Below are 18,387 nucleotides of genomic sequence, written 5' to 3' on the forward strand. Positions count from 1 at the left end.
TCACTTTGCTCAGAATGACAATTATTTCAATTTTTCTTTTATTCCTTTAGCAAATACAATTTCTTCTTCCGTAGGTTAGTACTGTTCAATACTTCCACTAAATTCACCTGTTTTTGCTTTTTTTAGAAGTACATGTGTAAAGTTGCCATTAAAAACCACCATTGAGATTTTGCCTTTTGATACAATATTTATTGATATTAGTTGTCGTTTTTATAACCTTCTGGGCGTTTAGAGCGTATAGGAGCAGCAGGTTCTGGCATGAGTTCAAATTCGTTATTTTTCAGTTGTTTCATGGCTACTTCAACAGCACGTTCCAATTGCGGATCTCGACCTTGAGTTACTAGTTTCGGATGCTGAATGACTTCAATATCTGGAGCAATTCCTTCGCCTTCAACTGCCCAATTTCCGTCGACATCGTAAAATCCACCACGAGGCGCCACCATTCGTCCGCCATCAATAAAACGCGGTGTATCCCATGTTCCAACTAATCCTCCCCAAGTTCTGGTACCAACCAAAGTTCCAATATTTGCTTTTTTAAACATATAAGGAAGAAGATCACCACCCGATCCAGCACGTTCGTTAATAATCATCACCTTTGGACCCCAAATTCCGGCCATTGGTGTTGTCCATGGTCTGTTGGTATTGGTCTTACTATTAAAATATCCGAAGAGCTTGCGGTTCATAATGTCAATCATATAATCTGCTGCCGAACCACCACCATTATTTCGTTCATCTATAATCGCACCTTTTTTGTCTTGCTGCGAGAAATAGTAACGGTTAAAAGATGTAAATCCGCGACCGCTAGTATTTGGCACATACACGTATGCTAATTTTCCGTTAGACAATTCATCTACCTTGCGACGATTACCTTCAACCCAATCCACATATCGTAAATTACGTTCGCTACTAACAGGTTTAATTAAAGCTGTTTGTGCACCATCCATAGAGGCTTTGCTATTAAATGTGATATTGATTTCACGCCCAGCAGTTTGTTCTAATAATTGATACGGATTCGTATTTGCAGTTAATTTTTGTCCGTTAATTGCTAAAATATAATCCCCTTCGTTGATATTGATTCCTGGTTGAGCCAATGGAGCTTCTGTTCCTGGATTCCAGCGTTCACCACTAAAAATTTTGGTAATTTGATAGTTGCCATTTGACGATTTGATATCTGCTCCTAATAATCCAACAGGTACAATATCGATATTTGGCATATCACCACCAGACACATAAGAGTGCCCAATAGCAACTTCACCACTCATAATATCTACGACATAATTAAGATCGGTTCTATGACGTACATGATCTATCCAAGGCGAATACCATTTGTACACATCATCCCAAGGCGCACCATGTACATTATCTACATAAAGGAAATCACGCATAAAACGCCAGCCTTCTTTAAAAATTTGGTGATATTCTTCTTTCGGATTTAATTTTAGTTTAAGGTTGGTGTTGATTTTATCTTTTGAAAAATCAGGTTTTCCTTTGGTTTTAGAGATTGCCCATTGTCCGTTTTTATTAATCAATGCTGAATTTCTATCTTCGGAAATAATCATGTCATCAATACCATCTACAAAATCTTTAGCTTCATCTTTTTCGGTATCAAATTTGTGAATTTTTAAGCCATTGTCTTCAGCTTCAGCAACAAATACATGTCCTTTAGGCGCTTTCGCAAGTGAGACATAATTCCCATTAGGAAGACTCATTGCAACAGCTCTGTCAAACAATCCATTGGTGTCAATAGTTACCGTTATGGCTGAAGGTTTATCATCTTTTTTGTCCTCGGAAGGTTTGTCGTCTTTCTCTGCAGAAGTTTCTTCATCTGTTTTAATGTGATTAGGTGCTTTATCTTTTGAGTTTAACACAACAGCATATAAGTTACGCGTTGTATCTGGATCATAAGAACTCATATCAAGCCAGCCTGTTGCTAATCCGTAGTCTGTACTTGCCAACGTATATAGATATTTCCCTGAAGCATCCCAAATTGGACTAATCGCATCAGCAATAGGATCTGTAATTGGAATCACTTTTTTAGAATCTACATTGTAGGCATAAATCGACTTGAAACTCGTATTATTTTGTTTCGCATAGGCAATCCATTTACTGTCTGGTGACCACACAGGATTCATAGAACGATTTGGATGTGCATAACCATCGGTATCTGCAATAATCGCTTTTTTAGATTCTAAATTAATAACCCAAATATTGAAATCGGTATCCGTATAAGCTAGATATTTTCCATCTGGTGACCAGTCTGGCTGAAAGTAAAAGGTGTTATTAGTTAATTTAATGTAGTCTTGATTTTGACCATCTTGATCGGCCAATACTAATTGGTATTCACCACTTTTATCAGAGAACCAAGCAGTTTTATCACCTTTTGGAGACCAAATAGGCGCACGATCTGCAATGCCAGAAGAATTAGTAAGGTTTCTCCATGTTCCATTTTCTTTAGGGACTGTAAATATTTCGCCGCGATGTTCAAAGATGGCACGTTTTCCGTTAGGCGAAATTTTAGCGTTCGACAATTGTCGGCCAGTAACATTTTCCCATCGTGTACGCGAAAAGTTTAAATCGGCTTTGACCTCTATGTTTAATGTTTTTGTGTTTCCGTTTGAAGGATTTAGAGTATGTAGTGATCCGCCTTGCTCGTACACTATTATGTCCTTGTTTGCATCTAAACTTTTTACATCAAATTTCTTATGAAATGTGTGTTGTTTTTCAGCTTTTGTTTTTGGATCGAAAGACCAGATGTTACTGGTGTAATCACGTTCTGATAAATAGTATACAATACCATTAACCCAAACAGGGTCGAGATGACGTTCTTTGTCAGGTTGTGGTGTGGTGATGAGTTCTTTTGTTTTTAAATTGACAATCCAAATCGGCATCGCTTGACCACCACGATAGTTTCGCCATTCTGGATCCCAACCTGTGATTGGTGTATAGGCTACATGTTTACCATCTGCTGAAATTTCTCCAAAAGCAGCTCGAGGAATATCTAAAGCTATAGGTAAGCCTCCTTTAAGAGATACTGTGAAGAATTTATTGTTTTGTGTAGGGTGACTTTCGCGATTTGAACGGAATAAGATGTCACCATCAGGTGTCCAACCTTGCACAAAATCTGCAGAGGAATGGTAGGTGAGTCGTGTTGGTTCACCTCCTGATGCGGGTACTACAAATATGTCTAGATTACCATCGTATTGAGCTGAAAAGGCAATCCATTGTCCATCGTTTGAGAAATGGGGATTTAATTCGTAACCATCATCACTGGTGAGTCTAATCGCAGTGCCACCATTAATTGAAGCTTTCCAAAGGTCGTTGGCATAGACAAATACCACATCATTACCATGCAATGTTGGTTGGCGTAATAATTTGGTTTGGGAATAAACACTAATAGCGAACAAGCCTACAAAGGCTAGAATTAATTGTTTCATATTTTAGCTGGATTATTTTGTACCTAAATATACAAAATAGATGAAACGATTTTTTCTTGGGGATGTTAAAATGAGAATCAAAGTAAAATCAGAAGTAATAAACTATGCAAAGTGTGATCAATGTTTTAGTCTTGTAATTTCGACAATACCGCAAAGTGTCCAAATGTTTTTTCCGGAATAAATATGTCATATATACTATGATATTTTTTTACAAACTCGTCAACAGCAGTCTTTGCTCCAGTTGAAAAGAAATCATAATCATCAACCATTAAAATTGCTCCTTTTTTTGTAACTCCATGTAGGAAATCTAAAGCAATTTGGGTTGGTTCATAAAAGTCAAAATCTATATAAGCAAATGAAACAGCGGTTGGGAATAATTCAAGTTTTCTCTTTATTAATTCTTCAATAAAACTTTTATGGATAACAAATCTGTTTTCTGAGTATTGTATTTTTTCCAAACCATTCCTAACCAAGCTTTCTGAGATGCTAATAGTGCCGGCATAAGCTTTCATACTGCCTAGATTGAAGATATCATCTTTAAGGATGTCTTTTTCTGTGGGTTCGGGAAGACCTTGAAAAGAATCAAATAAATGTAATTTTTTAGTTCCATCTTTCATTTCATTGGCAATGAGTTGAGAGGTTTTTCCCTGTGCAACACCGAATTCACAAATATCCCCTTCGATATTTCTCGTTTGATACAATGAATGGATTATAAAATAAGCTTCTGAAGGAGGAGTTCCCGATAAGTCTTTCATAAGTTCAGTGCGAATTTTATTTGCAGGTATTTTACCGAATTTCTCACCGAAAAGATTTTCATAATTCAAAAGTAATTCCTCAAAATTGTTATTCAGTGCATATATATCTCCCTTAAAACTATTTGATCTGACTACGTCTAATCCAAATCTATTGAAAATGGTTCTCATGATTTTTTTTAATGTTTTCATGTTTGGATTATTGTCAACGTGTTTGTGTTTCGCGTGTTGTTTTTGGATAGACTAAGTTAGTAAAAGAAAACGCACCAGAGGAAAATTCTTAGGATGTTCCGAGTACACACAGACCAAGCAATTTACTATACACGGTGTTGGCAATAACTTTTACTATTGTAATTTACCTAACCATCGAATGCAATTTAAAAATAGCTCTGCATTATCACAATCAGGGTCATGAATTGTAACTGGAATTTTTTCTCCATCCAACAGTAAATCTAGACTTCTAAACATTCCTTGGTCTGTAGCAACAATAACTCTGCCTTTTCCATATTCAAAACCAATCATTCCAGAATATGAATCCGAAGATTCTTCAATATTTAAACCTTCAGACGATCGCGTATAGTTTGTTGTATTGTTAGGGAGTGGTAAGACACTATCCTCCGGATTTCTAAACACTGCTGCGCCACATAAAAATTTTACCGTTTTAGGTAATAGCTCATCAGATAATCGACTTGTGAATATAGGGTGGTTTGTGTTTATCATACCATTCTCTGTAGTCATAATAAACTGGCTACAGACGCTACAGTTATATCCGGGAGATTTAGGGTGGTTAGCATATCCATCTCTAAATTTCACATTGAATGCTTCTAAAAGGGGTAAAGCTCCACTGCCTCCTGGATGATGACTTAAAAAAATTAGCAGGCTTCCTCCATTGTACACATACTTCCCAATACCAACTACCTCATTTTGAACTAATGGAGATTTATAAAGGATCTCGTTTTTTTCACCACTATTCAATATTATTTTATCGTTAGGCATACCATGAAGAATTAAAATATCTGGTTTATGATTATTTAGATTAATTGAATCTAGAACTTTATCGGTAAATTGAACATCAAATCCATCTTCACTCATGATTCTTAACATTTCTCTGGCTGTTTTTTTTCCATAAGGCAGCGAATAGATTGTGTTGTGTGACTCATCAATAAGAATTTTTTTGTTATGCTTGTTTTTTAAAGATTCAAATTGAAAATTAAATATCGTATCAAATTCGGCTTCTACGGTTGGTTCTTGTTTTTGGCAATAGCACAAATTAGAAGCTGCTATAGATATTATTAAGATGAGTAAATGTTTCATTATATTAATGCTTGTTTTGATTAGCCAGATAAAGATTTATTTTTCTACAGTTTTCTTAAGAGCCAAGTTCATATTATTAAATCCATTTTCGGTGTCTTTCCCAATCATTTTAAAAAGTAGGCCAGATAATAAGCTAGTAAAATTTTCGCCTTGAATAAATTATTGCTAAAGTGCTCGTGTATGGCTAGTTGTGTGACAGTCTTTTGACTAATTTTGTTTTGCCGAACTAACCGATAGGCAGGCAGAAAGTGTTGGAAAAGGAGCAAGGCTGTTTTTACTGTTTTTCTAATAATCTAAAGATAGCAATTTGTAGTAGAAATTCCGTGTAATCATTAGGTACTCTCTAGCAATTAATTTTACGCATTTTTACATTTCGGTTGCAATGGTTTTAAGTCTTTTTAATCTTCTTGATTGTTTCTCGCAGATGGACGGTTATCTTTCATTAATCTAAAAAATATTTTTGCATTAATAGACAGTCCTTTAATACCAGAAACATTTTGCGTTACATAGTTTAAAAAACCATTCAATTCTTCACGATTATATAAGCTTCCGTTAAAAAATAGCATGTCTATTGAAGTAGAATTTTTTATATCGATTAATGGATTTTCATTAAGCAAAAGAATGTCAGCTACTTTTCCTTTTTCTAACGTTCCATAATCATTTGAAAGAGAAAAGTATTCCGAAGGATTAATAGTTGCTGTGGCCAGAGCTTCTGCAGGCGATAAGCCTGCTTTCACTAGTTGTTCAAGCTCACTATGTAAGCTGAAACCAGGAAATGAATATGGGTCGTAAGAATCTGTTCCTGCTAGAATTTTCAAACCTCTTTTATGTGCCAAACCAGTTAATTCTAATCCCTTTTTATAGAAATCGGTTAGGAGTTGTTGATCACTTTGTTTTGTTCCATTTATATCATCCTTCCAAATGTTCTTCAATATGTATGGAATATATTTTATTCTGTCATCGTTTAAGAATTCATCGTTATGTACAGATGACTCATAACGTTTGGTAATATGAGTAGGGCAGAAGTAGGTTTCATTTTTTACCATAATATCAACTAATTCATAAAATTTATTGTAATCAAAATTGGCAATTCTTTCTTCATATGATACCCACAATGCTTCATCGGGTTCTTCACCTAGGTTTACACTCCTATTATATTCACGCGACTTATTTGAAGCAGAATGGCTATAATCAATAAATAAATGCGCATGCTCAAAGCTACGTTGTCCAGCATTAGATGCATCTATAGGATTTATTGCGTCTGGATAATGGCCAGCAAAATCAACGTTTTGATTTTTGGCTTGTTTTGCTAATTCAAAATACCTTTCTGATAGTATATTTGAATATATTTTTATAAAAGTACGTTTGTCTTTAGCTGAGCGATTTACAACTTTAGTCACATCCCTTTCGTCATAATTATCGCCAACAATTTCGTCTGCGAATCCTATGAGTCTTGGGCCTAATAATTTTCCAGATTCAATTTGCTCTCTCCATAATCTTCTTTCCTTATTAATGCTAACCACACCTTGCATGTCTCTAATGTTTGTAACTCCATTCGCAATATGAAGTGGCATCACAGTCTGCGGAGCAACTTGAAGAGCTAAATGAGAATGCATATCCCATAAACCAGCCATTGCGTATTTTTTATTTGCATCTATAATTTTATAATTACTTAGGTTTAATATAGAGTCTGCAGGACTAATTTGTGTTATTCTATTATTTTCGACGACTATAGATTTATTAGATATTATAGAATCATTTAATACATCTATGATGTTTACATTAGTTATAATATAATTATCATTTTCTTTTTTTTGCTCTAGTGGTTTTGGCGTTGGAATTATTAATAGGACAAGAATAAAAAGTACTAATAGTGAAATTAAATACCCGAAATATTTTAGAAATTTTAGTAATGATTTTTTCATTTTATAATAATATATGTCAGTTAGGAAGTATAGACGATGTATATTATTTCAGGTTACATATACTAGGGAGTAATTTATTAAAAGCATATAAAACGTATTTGGAATATTGATTTGGACAATTAAATTAATGAAAAAAGTAATTAATTACATTTTACCAATGCATAAGTTGTATATTGAGTTTTAAACCAACACTTTACATAACTATTATGAGAAAAAACACTAGATTATTTGGATTTTTAGTATTTACGGCTTTAATTCTTTCGGCCTGTGCAACTACAGAAAAAGAGGAAGTCATTGATATGGAAAAGGCTAAGGTCGAAATCCAAGCAATGGAAGATGCCTATGCCGCAGGTCAACAAGCAAAAGATGCTGATGCGGTTGCTGTATATTACAGCGACGACGCCATAAGTTATGGCCAAAACAAAAAACCACTTTCAGGTAGGGCAGCTATCAGAGACAATATTGCAAAGGATATAGCAAAAGATACAACTGATAATTATAATGTATATAAAGTTGTAGACTTATTTGCTGAAGGTAATACTGCTATTGAGATTGGTTCCTGGACCGAATTCGATTCTTCTGGTAATGAACAGGAGAATGGAAATTACATGTCCTATTTCCAGAAACGAGATGGTAAATATATTTGTGTGCGAGATATGAGTACGACTACATCTCCTGTCAAGTCAGGTATGTAAGCTAAAAAAATGGTATTGCATTATATAAAAATTTTTGCTAACGTGTTTACATCTAATTAGTTGCGATAGAGCTGAGATAGCAAAAATGGTAAAACCCTTAATTTATTACGTCTGAAAGTCCGAAAGGAATTTCAGACGTAATTATTTATACACGTTGTTGGTAGTTCGTTTTTTTAGTTAGCTTTACTTGGTTTTCGAATTGCTCTTATACACATAAAAGCAGGAAACTCAATTAACTCTTTATAATGCTTTGGGTCATGTTTTTCGAATTCCTTTGTCGGTTTAGGTTCAATCAACTTGTCGATATAAAAGCCATTGCTTGTTAAAGGCAGTATACATGATTCAAGTGGTCTTCTATAGCTATTAACTTCAATAGGTTTTCCAAAACCTTTCCATATGCATTTCACAGCTTCGGTATTAAAATATTGTGTAGAGCTGAAATAGTTAAATTCAAAAAAAGGGTGTTCAATCGAAATTATTAGTTGTCCATCATCTTTTAAAACTCTATGAAATTCTTGAATTGTGGAATTCCAATCTTCAATATAATGCATTGCTAATGCACAAACGATTATATCATACGAATTATCATTCAGTGTCTCGTATGGAGTTGCTAAATCTTGTACGAAAAAAAAACCTGTATTTTTATTTCGTTCTTTCGCTAATTCTATCATTCGAGGGCTAATATCAAATCCAGTTACAGTAGCTCCTTTAGAAATTAATATTTCCGCATACTTTCCTGGTCCGCAAGCAGCATCAAGAACAGACTTGTCTTTTACTTCACCCATTAATTTAAGTGTATTCGGACGGTCATAATAAGCGTTATGAGGTTTGTAGTCAATTTTAGCATTGTATTCATCAGCTAAATTTTCATATGCTTTTATAATTTTCTCTTTGATCATAATTCACTAGTGTTTTCTGAAGCTTCTGTTGTTTTTTAAATGACCACCAACGTTATTACCCACTGGCTTTTTTCGTTTACTAAATTATAAAATTATATTAAACAAGTAACCCGAAATAATTATGCAGAGTGTTACAACACCAAAAAAGATAGCAATCAGTTTTAAGGTCATTACTTTCTTTAATAGCATTGCTTCTGGTAACGACAAGCCAACAACTCCCATCATAAAGGCGATTGCAGTACCTAAGGGAATACCTTTTGCAACCAATACCTGAACTACAGGAAGTATTCCTGATGCGTTAGAGTACATTGGAATCGCCAAAATGGTCGCAATTGGCACAGCAAATAGGTTGTCTTTATCCATGTATTTTTCAAAAAAATCTTCCGGAATATAGCCATGCATCAATCCACCAATGGCAATTCCAACCAATACATAAGGAATAATTCCTTTGAGGATTGTAAGCACTTCATGCCAAATTATGGGCAACCTTTGTTTTAGGGTTTGCTTTTCGGCAATAAAGGCATCTTGCTCTTTTTGTGCAGTTACCAAAACTTCTTTTGCCCAAGGTGTTAAATAAGATTCCAATTTTAATTTTTGAAGGATTGCACCAGAAACAGTACCTAACAAAATACCACTAACTATATAAATAATGGTTGTTTTAATACCGAACAAACCAACAAAAAGGCCGATTGCAACTTCATTGACTAAAGGTGAAGTAATCAAAAATGAAAAGGTTACACCCAATGGGATCCCACCTCTCACAAATCCGATAAACAAAGGGACTGATGAACAAGAACAAAAGGGTGTTACCACACCAAAAAGACTAGCCATCAGGTATTCTAATCCGTATAATTTATGTCTTGATAAATAATTTTTAACCTTGTCTATGGGAAAGTAGCTATTGACGATTCCCATAAAAAATATAACGATAAAAAGAAGTATTAAAATCTTTGTGGTGTCATAGATAAAGAAATTTAAGGCTTCTGCTAAGTGTTGCCCTTTGTTTAAATTCAAGACATCATAGACAAACCAATCTGCAATATTTTGTACCCAGTTAAACATTGTCAATATTGCTAATAGTGCCAGAAATGGTACAGGACAGTTTTAGGGTATTGTAGATGGTGCCAAACTTTTCAATATTCTTTTTCAGTAAGGCAATATTCAGTTTTTTATCATTGCTGTAAATTGTCAAATTGTAAATGATGCGATCCATCCTTGGTGGATTTTCAAGACGCGTGGCATTGACTTCAAGAAAGGCTTTTGTGTAGGTGAATTTCATCATAACTGAAAAACGTTCAACATTCTTCAGCATACAGGCAGCAAAAGAACTCAAGAATAGTTCGGCAGGATTTGGCAAGGTTTCAGTAGTCTTTGAAGTCGTCCCAAAATCTATATTTGATTGCTTTATATGAACAACGGCATCCTGATTTGAATTAGATGAAGCCTTGATATGATAATTCATAATATATGATGTAATTAGTTTAAAAGTGCTAATACTTCATCTTTGGAAGGCACTCTACCTTTTATTGTAATTACATTATCTATTACCAATGCTGGTGTTGACATTACGTTGAACTTCATAATCTCCATTATATCCTCAACTTTTTCAATTGTCGCATCAATGTTGTTTTCAGAAACTACATCTTGAACAATATTAGTCATTGTTTTACATTTTGGACATCCTGTTCCAAGTATTTTAATTATAGTCATATTATTCATAATTCTTATAACAAATATAAGATTGTGAATTATGTATAAATATGACTTTGGTCACACTTGTATAAATTTATGTCCTTGTGTTGGTTTTGAATTATTTTCTCAACTTGTGGCTAACGTGTTCGTCTATGGCGCGTTGTTGTCTGCAGTTTTATTCCTGATAAGCTCCAGAAGAATAAGTAAGTTCATAACTGTGAGTGTAAATTTCAAATACAATTCCGAAAGGGTCTTGAACATAAACCATTTTATAAGGTTTCTCATTCGGATAATATTCTCTTATAGGCATTCGTTGTTTTCCTCCATATTCAACTATTTTTTTAGTCAAATTTTCAATATCTGGATCTTGAACGCAAAAATGAAATAATCCAGTATTAAACGGATTGAACTCTTGTGCTTCTTTAACTCCGTGAGGGAATGAAAATAATTCGATCCCAATTCCATCAGAGGTTGACAAATGAGCAATTTCGAATTCTTCCCAATCTTCACCAAAAACATCGATACACATTTGTCCAATTGCTGTATCACTTTCCTTCTTGACTTTTGAAGGTGGCATAATTACATACCATCCCATTACATCTCGGTAAAAATCCACAGCTTTATTAATGTCAGGAACTGTAATTCCTATATGTGAAAATGATCTTGGGTATTTGGCTTTATTCATAATGTTAGTTCTAAATTGTATACAGCGTGTTTGTGTATGGTTAGTTGGAACTAAGTTAGTAAAAGAAAATGACCCTGAGGAATCTCGATGCTCGGGATTTCAAGTGCACACAGACCAAGGAATTGGTATAAAGGCTGTTGGCTATAGTTTTTTTTAAATAAATCCTAATTGTTGCATTACAGTTATTCTGTCGAAAACTTGAGTGTGGCCATTAATCAAATTGTCTTTGAAATGATAAATAGTCATTCCTTTTGTGTTAATGACTTTTTTAGTTGGTAGATATTCTCCGATCATTCCAAGATTTGTTCCTGTTAGAATCCAAGTTACTGCAACGTGATTATCATCTGGTATTGCAGATGTAATTTCAAAATTTATATCTGGAAATGAATTGAATGAAAATTTCAATCGCTCTTTAAATTCGGCATGAGTTAGGGTTTTTCCTTCCCAAGGATCAGTAGTGTCAAGGTGAATTGTATATTCTTTATGAACATATTGTTCAACTTTTTCAAAACTCTGTTTATTCCAAATTTCGTCCATAAATTCCCGTAGAAATGTTTCTTTGTTCATTTGCTGTTTTTAGGTTTCCGCTTACACTTTGATGCGAAAGTAATATTTGTTTTTTACTTTATCATTCTTAACAGGTGAATAGGTGTTCCTTACTTTGCCATTAACAAAAATTTCTTCAAAATATGCTTTTGCTCCTGTAGCAATATTCATATCTTCTACATTCTGAATATGAAAATGTAAATGTGGTTCTGAAGTATTACCCGAATTCCCACACAAACCTAGTAAATCTCCTTGTTGTACTTTTTGTCCTTGTTTCACTTTTATAGAATGTTGTTTAAAATGTGCAAAGAATAAGAACTCGTTGTTACTCGTTTTTATGATTACAGTATTACCAGGTACATAATTTGGGTTCAAGACTCCTGGTTTGTTGTCTTTAATTCCGTCTACAACCAATACCACTTCTCCATTTGCTGGCGCTAATAATTCTTTACCAAAAGCATAATAATCTTCATTGTTTGTTCCGTCGTTTTTATGACTTTTACCAGCGGCATCAGTAATTATTAAATCAAATGCATTTTTTTGAGATTTATAAGCAACATGGTAGTTTTGCTCTTTGGTATCTCCACCCCAAAAAACGGTCCATTCTTCATTAAAGGGTAATATAAGTTTTGAGCTATTTCTTTTAAGTTCAGGTAATTTTTCTGTTACATACGGTTTTACCATCAATCCATTAATCTTAGAATTTGCGTCTACAGAGACAAACAGTGCCACTATAGCACGTTCAAATGTTGTTTTGTATAATGCTACATTTGTCTGCGGATATTTTATAAATGTTCTTTTTTTGATAGTGCCAGCTTGTGTATTTAAAGTGTTTAAAAAATCAAGTGTTTTATCATGTGGCATAAAGGCTTTCATCTCTTTAGAGAACATAGTAAAAATACCTTCATAATCATTGCTGTTGTATTTTTTTTGAAATTCGTTAGCAACGGTCTTTGAAATAATAGTTTCTTGTTGAGCTACCGCAGTATTTGCAAGTAGAATTGTTAGTATAAATAATATATATATTCTCATTGTTATTTGATTAATTTGAGTTGTTCAGTTGTTGCTGAATAAGCTCGATGTTTTTTAAAATTGGTTGCACTTCTTTTCTAGCGGCTATTTTGTTGACCCATATTACAAGGAGGTAAATGAATCCTAAGCCAATTATCGTACCTACTTTAGCGTTAACTGTTAGTGGTAGTAGGTTTTCTGCTATTTGGTTAGTCCAATTATAATCAGTAGGATTTCCCAAGCCGATAATAAATATAAAGTTTGTAATAAACGAAGGACCAACATACCAATAGCCTGCAGAGTTTAATAGTTTTAGTTGGTACTGTAATAGTTGTTTTTTATGAGTTAATTGCTCTTTAAGCGGTAATGATAGATTCTCAGATGAATTTTGCTTATTTGATTGTCTAAATTTGTATATCACGTAAGCAAACCACAGAATAGATAAGAAACACGAGAATTTTGTAATTGGAAACGGAATTTCATACGCAAAAAAGCTGAAAATTAGTATGCCAAATACAGATGCAGAAATCTCTCTTATATCTCTTTTTCTTATCTTCCTTTGAACGTTTGTCATCTTTGTGTCAAACTCCATTACCAATCGATCAGTCTCAATGCTTATCTGAGCTGTTTTCGAAGAATTATTCCAGATATTTTTAAGTTCTTGTTCTAGCATACTAATTGATTTTTGGTGCAATACATTCAAATAATTTCTTTCGTATTCTCTTCATTTTTACGGCAACATGGTTTTCTGATAGTCCTGTAATTTCTGCAATCTCTTTGTATGAGATTTCATCTAAATACAATACAACAATGGAAGTGTCACTTTCATTTAAAGTGGCAATGCATTCTTTTAAATATTTAAATTTCTCTTCTTCAAAAGGATCGATAGTTTCTGTTGCTTGCCTAAAGTGAATGGCATCAAACCTTGTTGTTTTCTGGTTGTTTTTGTCTAGTTTCATTTTAGAACGTAAGCACACATTAAGTGCAATTCTATACACCCAAGTATCTATAGAAGACTTTCCTTTAAAATTTGGTAGTGATTTCCATATCTGAAAAACTACTTCCTGAAAAAGGTCTTCTGGTTCTATTGGAGTAGCAGCATAAATTCTACAAATTCTGTAAATTTTATGTTTGTTCTCTTTTAGTAGTTGCTCAAAAGTTTCTTGTGAATTACTCATGTATTTAAAGATATCAAAAAAAGGTGTTGTTAGCTTAGTCTTTTTTTGATGCTGTCTTATTCAATTTGTTTTTTACTGAATTGTATCTTAAAAACTCAATAAAAAATCCACTCAATAAAATATAGTTAATTTTCTCGTACGCGTCACCTAGTATTAAGTACGAAACAATCATTACAGTTGCCCAAACAAGGCTGTTGATGATTATTGTATTGCTTAAAAACTGTTTTGTTTTTTTAGTATATTCCATATTCTTTAAATTTAATGTACACCTGTTTTAATGTGTCTCTATTCTTTTAGTTACAGGCTTTTTAAAAATATGACAGAATAAAGAATGTTTTTATTTAGAAGTGTGAATTTAATTTACTGCCAACTGGTTATATCAGGATAATATAAGGTTTTATCATTTAATTATTCTGGATGACCCAAGTGTCTGATGTTATTCTAATTTGTTGATTTGAAGGTTTCTTTAGTTTCAAAACCCTATAGCCGAATCATCACCGCGATGATCGGCACCACCTTCTAAAGTGCCATCATCTAAGATGAGAATGGCATCCACCTTTGCTGTTATTGGAGGCGCTTCTTTATTAATATAATAGCCTTTTGCAGTGAGTTGTTTTAATAAATCGTCTGAAAAGTAATCTACTTCCATACGAATCTGGTCTGGTAACCATTGGTGGTGAAAACGTGGTGCATCAACCGCTTCTTGCATGGTCATTCCAAATTCATGTACGTTTAAAATCGTTTGAAATACAGACGTTATAATTGTTGAACCTCCCGGTGTTCCAACAACCATATAAAGTTTGCCGTCTTTTTCTACAATGGTAGGTGTCATAGCACTTAGCATGCGCTTTTGTGGTCCAATGGCATTGGCTTTTCCGCCTATGAGTCCGTAAACATTTGGGACTCCAGGTTTACTGCTGAAATCGTCCATTTCGTTATTCAAGAAAAACCCTAAATCGTCAGTATAGAGTTTAGATCCAAAAGCGCCGTTGAGTGTTGTAGTGACAGAGACTGCATTTCCAAATTGGTCAACGATAGAGTAGTGCGTGGTTTCTTCATGTTCTTGGTATGGAATGGTTTCAGATATTTCCATGGTATAATTAGGAAGTGTTCCGTAGGAAATGGCATCAGATGGTGTTGCTTTTTCAAATGAAAAGTGCTGCATGCGGTTATTAAGATAATTATCATCCAGTAAATCATCGATTGGGATATTTACAAAATCAGGATCACCCAAATAATAGCTACGATCTGCATAGGCTTGTTTTTCAGCTTCAACCATCACTTGAATGGCTTCTAAGGAGTTGGGACCATACTGACTCACATCATAAGGTTCAACCATTTTCATAATCTGCGCTAAACACAATCCGCCAGAAGAAGGTGGCGACATAGAGATGATACTCAAATTATCATATTCAAAACGAACAGGTTCCCGCCATTGGGCTTCGTATTGTACCAAATCTTCCGCAGTTATAATGCCACCATGTTGGTTCAGGAATTCTACCAATTGTGTTGCCGTTTGTCCTGTATAGAATTCATCGCGACCGTTTTTCGAAATACGTTTTAGTGTTTTGGCAAGCGCAATATTTTTAAAGTTTGAATGAGCAGCTACCTCTTTATTTATGAGTATTTGTTTGCCATTAACTACAGTGAAAATGCTATCATATTTTATGAAACGTTTATGCTGTTTCTCGGTAACTGTAAATCCGTTTTCAGCAAGTTCAATAACAGGCTTAAGTAGTGTTTCAATAGGTAAACTCCCAAACTTTTCGTGTGCTGCAAAAATACCTGCAACAGTTCCCGGAACACCAACAGCATAAGCGCCAACGGTACTTTTGTTTGGAATCACATTTCCGAGGGAATCCAAATACATATCTCTACTCGCAGCTAAAGGTGCTTTTTCGCGATAGTCCAATGCGCCAGTTTCTCCAGTATTTAGGCGATAGATCATAAATCCGCCACCTCCAAGGTTTCCAGCATAAGGGTAGGTGACGGCAAGTGCCATTTCGGTAGCAAACATCGCATCAAATGCATTACCGCCTTGTTCAAGAATAGCGCTTCCAATTTTTGATGCTTCTTCCCGAGCAGAAACTACCATAGCATTTTGAGTGATGAGGCCATGTTTTGAATTAGGCTCAGTCTTGCAGGATAAAATGCTTAAACCGATTATTAAAAATATAATTTTAACTTTCATTTGCTAGCTGTATTTCGATGTCTTGTAATGTGTTTTTAGCAAAAGCTCTAAGCTCTTCAAAAAAGGAAGTGAATTCGGTTTCAAATTCGGTGTAGAATTCTTTGAGTTCAATTGTAGCTGTATTCATACCCGATTTATTCTGGGTTCTCCGGTTCATGCCATCCAATACTAGTTGAATACCTTCAATTTTTGCATAGCTCAATAACCAATTGCCTGCAATCATATGTGGCATCATCTTTTGGATTCGAGTTGGAAGTATTTCAAAATGTTCTCCGAGTAAATCATAAAAGTTATCAATATAATCTGGAAGTAGAGTTTCAGAATATTGCTTCCAATTTTTGGCTAGAAAGTGATCGTATAAAATATCGACAATCACGCCACTATAATGGCCATAGTTCTTGTGTAAACGCTTAGTGCTCTGTCTTACGGTTGGGTGTGCATCTGTAAATGTGTCGATATGACGATGTAGTAGGATGCCTTTTTGAATTTCGATAGGAAATTTTTTATAACGTTTTCCTCGAATTCCGTCAGCAATAAAATTACCAATCGTTATTTGGTCGTCGTTGTTGGAGAGATAAATATGGGCTAGAAAATTCATAGGTGTAATTTACGAATTGTGAGTTAAGATTTGCAATTTTGAAATAGTATATTTGCTGAAAATATGAACAGCTTATGACACTTATAAAATCAATATCAGGAATACGAGGAACCATTGGAGGCAACGTTGGTGAAAACTTAACTCCTATCGATGCTGTGAAGTTCGCATCCGCTTATGGCACATGGATAAAGCAACAGCGTAACAAAGAAAACTATAGAGTTGTTGTTGGACGAGATGCTCGAATTTCGGGAGAAATGATTCAGAATTTAGTAATGAACACTTTAGTTGGTCTCGGAATTCATGTGATTGATTTGGGTCTTTCTACTACGCCTACGGTTGAAATTGCTGTACCTATGGAACATGCTGATGGCGGTATTATTCTAACGGCTAGCCATAATCCGAAACAATGGAATGCACTTAAATTGTTAGATGCGAAAGGTGAATTTTTAAATGGAGAAGAAGGGGCGAAAATCTTAAAAATTGCTGAAGGTCCAGACATGTCTTTTGCCGATGTTGATAGTTTGGGGGAAATTACAGTCAATGATGCTTACATTGATATGCATATTGATGAAGTCCTAGCTATGAATTTGGTGAATAAAGGGGCTATTGAAAAAGCCAATTTTAAAGTTGTTGTAGATGGTGTGAACTCTACAGGAGGTATTGCCATCCCTCAGTTATTAGAGCGTTTGGGTGTGCAACCTGTAAAATTATATTGTGAGCCTAATGGTCAGTTTCCACACAATCCAGAACCTTTAAAAGAGCATTTAACCGATTTATCAAAAGAAGTCGTTGCAGAAGGTGCAGATTTCGGAATCGTGGTTGATCCAGATGTAGATCGTTTGGCATTCATGGATGAAAAAGGTGAGATGTTTGGTGAAGAATATACCTTGGTTGCTTGTGCAGATTATGTATTAAGCAAGACACCTGGAAATACAGTGAGTAATATGAGTTCTACGCGAGCACTTCGGGATATTACTGAAAAGCATGGCGGCACTTATGAAGCGAGTGCAGTAGGAGAGGTAAATGTTGTTAATTTAATGAAGAAAAACAATGCCATTATTGGTGGGGAAGGAAATGGAGGAATTATATATCCAGAGTCTCACTATGGAAGGGATGCCCTAGTTGGTGTCGCTTTATTCTTGAGTTTATTAGCTGAAGGTAATATGACAGTTAGTGAGTTAAGAGCATCTTATCCTAGCTATTTTATGAGCAAAAAGAAAATTCAGTTAACACCTGAATTGGATGTTGACGGACTATTAAAAGCTATGGAAGAAAAGTATGCTCTTGAAAACCTGACTACAATTGATGGTGTTAAGATTGACTTTGCCAACTCATGGGTTCATTTAAGAAAAAGTAATACGGAGCCAATTATTAGAATTTATACGGAAGCGCCCAGCCAAAAAGAGGCAGACGATTTGGCAAACCGCATCATTTCAGAAATTAAGACAATCGCAAATATTTAGTATC

Annotated in this window: 18 protein-coding genes; 2 read left to right on the forward strand and 16 right to left on the reverse strand. The window is 34.6% G+C overall.

Going from position 1 to position 18,387, the window contains the following annotated elements:
• Positions 1-197: 197 nt before the first annotated feature.
• The 4 genes from V7719_RS13045 to V7719_RS13060 form a co-directional block, all read right to left on the reverse strand.
• The gene (locus tag V7719_RS13045; protein WP_335730362.1) at positions 198-3,434 is read right to left on the reverse strand and encodes a S41 family peptidase; all 3,237 of its coding nucleotides are present in this window, start codon (positions 3,432-3,434) and stop codon (positions 198-200) included.
• Positions 3,435-3,559: 125 nt separating this feature from the next.
• Positions 3,560-4,378 (reverse strand): TylF/MycF/NovP-related O-methyltransferase, encoded by an 819-nt coding sequence (locus V7719_RS13050; protein ID WP_335730363.1) that lies wholly within the window; start codon positions 4,376-4,378, stop codon positions 3,560-3,562.
• A gap of 153 nt (positions 4,379-4,531) precedes the next feature.
• Positions 4,532-5,500, reverse strand: a complete 969-nt coding sequence (locus V7719_RS13055; RefSeq protein ID WP_335730364.1) for a hypothetical protein — start codon at positions 5,498-5,500, stop codon at positions 4,532-4,534.
• Positions 5,501-5,898: 398 nt separating this feature from the next.
• Positions 5,899-7,425 carry an amidohydrolase family protein gene (locus V7719_RS13060; protein WP_335730365.1) on the reverse strand — a complete coding sequence of 509 codons (1,527 nt, stop codon included), beginning with the start codon at positions 7,423-7,425 and terminating at the stop codon, positions 5,899-5,901.
• Positions 7,426-7,631: 206 nt separating this feature from the next.
• Here V7719_RS13060 and V7719_RS13065 point away from each other — a divergent pair, with 206 nt between their 5' ends.
• Positions 7,632-8,120, forward strand: a complete 489-nt coding sequence (locus V7719_RS13065; RefSeq protein ID WP_335730366.1) for a YybH family protein — start codon at positions 7,632-7,634, stop codon at positions 8,118-8,120.
• Between the two features lie 173 nt (positions 8,121-8,293).
• On the opposite strand, the gene V7719_RS13070 is transcribed toward V7719_RS13065, so the two are convergent.
• The 12 genes from V7719_RS13070 to V7719_RS13125 all read right to left on the reverse strand — a co-directional run bounded on the left by V7719_RS13070 (position 8,294) and on the right by V7719_RS13125 (position 16,920).
• Positions 8,294-9,019 carry a class I SAM-dependent methyltransferase gene (locus V7719_RS13070; protein WP_335730367.1) on the reverse strand — a complete coding sequence of 242 codons (726 nt, stop codon included), beginning with the start codon at positions 9,017-9,019 and terminating at the stop codon, positions 8,294-8,296.
• Between the two features lie 84 nt (positions 9,020-9,103).
• Complete coding sequence (locus tag V7719_RS13075; RefSeq protein ID WP_335730368.1) at positions 9,104-10,081, reverse strand: permease; 978 nt, start codon at positions 10,079-10,081, stop codon at positions 9,104-9,106.
• Positions 10,074-10,481 carry an OsmC family protein gene (locus tag V7719_RS13080; protein WP_335730369.1) on the reverse strand — a complete coding sequence of 136 codons (408 nt, stop codon included), beginning with the start codon at positions 10,479-10,481 and terminating at the stop codon, positions 10,074-10,076. The genes V7719_RS13075 and V7719_RS13080 overlap by 8 nt, the downstream gene beginning before the upstream one ends.
• Before the next feature lie 14 nt (positions 10,482-10,495).
• Positions 10,496-10,738, reverse strand: a complete 243-nt coding sequence (locus V7719_RS13085; RefSeq protein ID WP_335730370.1) for a thioredoxin family protein — start codon at positions 10,736-10,738, stop codon at positions 10,496-10,498.
• Between the two features lie 148 nt (positions 10,739-10,886).
• Positions 10,887-11,396 carry a lactoylglutathione lyase family protein gene (locus tag V7719_RS13090; RefSeq protein ID WP_335730371.1) on the reverse strand — a complete coding sequence of 170 codons (510 nt, stop codon included), beginning with the start codon at positions 11,394-11,396 and terminating at the stop codon, positions 10,887-10,889.
• A gap of 153 nt (positions 11,397-11,549) precedes the next feature.
• A complete protein-coding gene (locus V7719_RS13095; RefSeq protein ID WP_335730372.1) occupies positions 11,550-11,963 on the reverse strand; it encodes an ester cyclase in 414 nt (137 codons plus the stop codon).
• Positions 11,964-11,984: 21 nt separating this feature from the next.
• Positions 11,985-12,974 carry a peptidoglycan DD-metalloendopeptidase family protein gene (locus tag V7719_RS13100; protein ID WP_335730373.1) on the reverse strand — a complete coding sequence of 330 codons (990 nt, stop codon included), beginning with the start codon at positions 12,972-12,974 and terminating at the stop codon, positions 11,985-11,987.
• 10 nt (positions 12,975-12,984) lie between these two features.
• Positions 12,985-13,626: a hypothetical protein gene (locus V7719_RS13105; protein ID WP_335730374.1), complete on the reverse strand. Its 642-nt coding sequence runs from the start codon at positions 13,624-13,626 to the stop codon at positions 12,985-12,987.
• Position 13,627: 1 nt separating this feature from the next.
• Positions 13,628-14,131: an RNA polymerase sigma factor gene (locus tag V7719_RS13110; RefSeq protein WP_335730375.1), complete on the reverse strand. Its 504-nt coding sequence runs from the start codon at positions 14,129-14,131 to the stop codon at positions 13,628-13,630.
• Positions 14,132-14,165: 34 nt separating this feature from the next.
• Positions 14,166-14,378 carry a hypothetical protein gene (locus tag V7719_RS13115; RefSeq protein ID WP_335730376.1) on the reverse strand — a complete coding sequence of 71 codons (213 nt, stop codon included), beginning with the start codon at positions 14,376-14,378 and terminating at the stop codon, positions 14,166-14,168.
• A 225-nt stretch (positions 14,379-14,603) separates the two neighbouring features.
• Positions 14,604-16,322 carry a gamma-glutamyltransferase gene (gene ggt / locus V7719_RS13120; protein ID WP_335730377.1) on the reverse strand — a complete coding sequence of 573 codons (1,719 nt, stop codon included), beginning with the start codon at positions 16,320-16,322 and terminating at the stop codon, positions 14,604-14,606.
• On the reverse strand, positions 16,312-16,920 hold the full coding sequence (locus V7719_RS13125; RefSeq protein WP_335730378.1) for an acyl carrier protein phosphodiesterase: 609 nt from the start codon (positions 16,918-16,920) through the stop codon (positions 16,312-16,314). The genes ggt and V7719_RS13125 overlap by 11 nt, the downstream gene beginning before the upstream one ends.
• A gap of 74 nt (positions 16,921-16,994) precedes the next feature.
• Between V7719_RS13125 and glmM the strand changes: the two genes are divergently transcribed.
• Entirely contained in the window at positions 16,995-18,383 is a 1,389-nt protein-coding gene (glmM, locus tag V7719_RS13130; protein ID WP_335730379.1) for a phosphoglucosamine mutase, read from the forward strand.
• Positions 18,384-18,387: the final 4 nt, after the last annotated feature.

It is taken from the genome of Psychroserpens sp., from assembly GCF_036960315.1.
In the GTDB taxonomy this organism is placed as follows: domain Bacteria; phylum Bacteroidota; class Bacteroidia; order Flavobacteriales; family Flavobacteriaceae; genus Psychroserpens.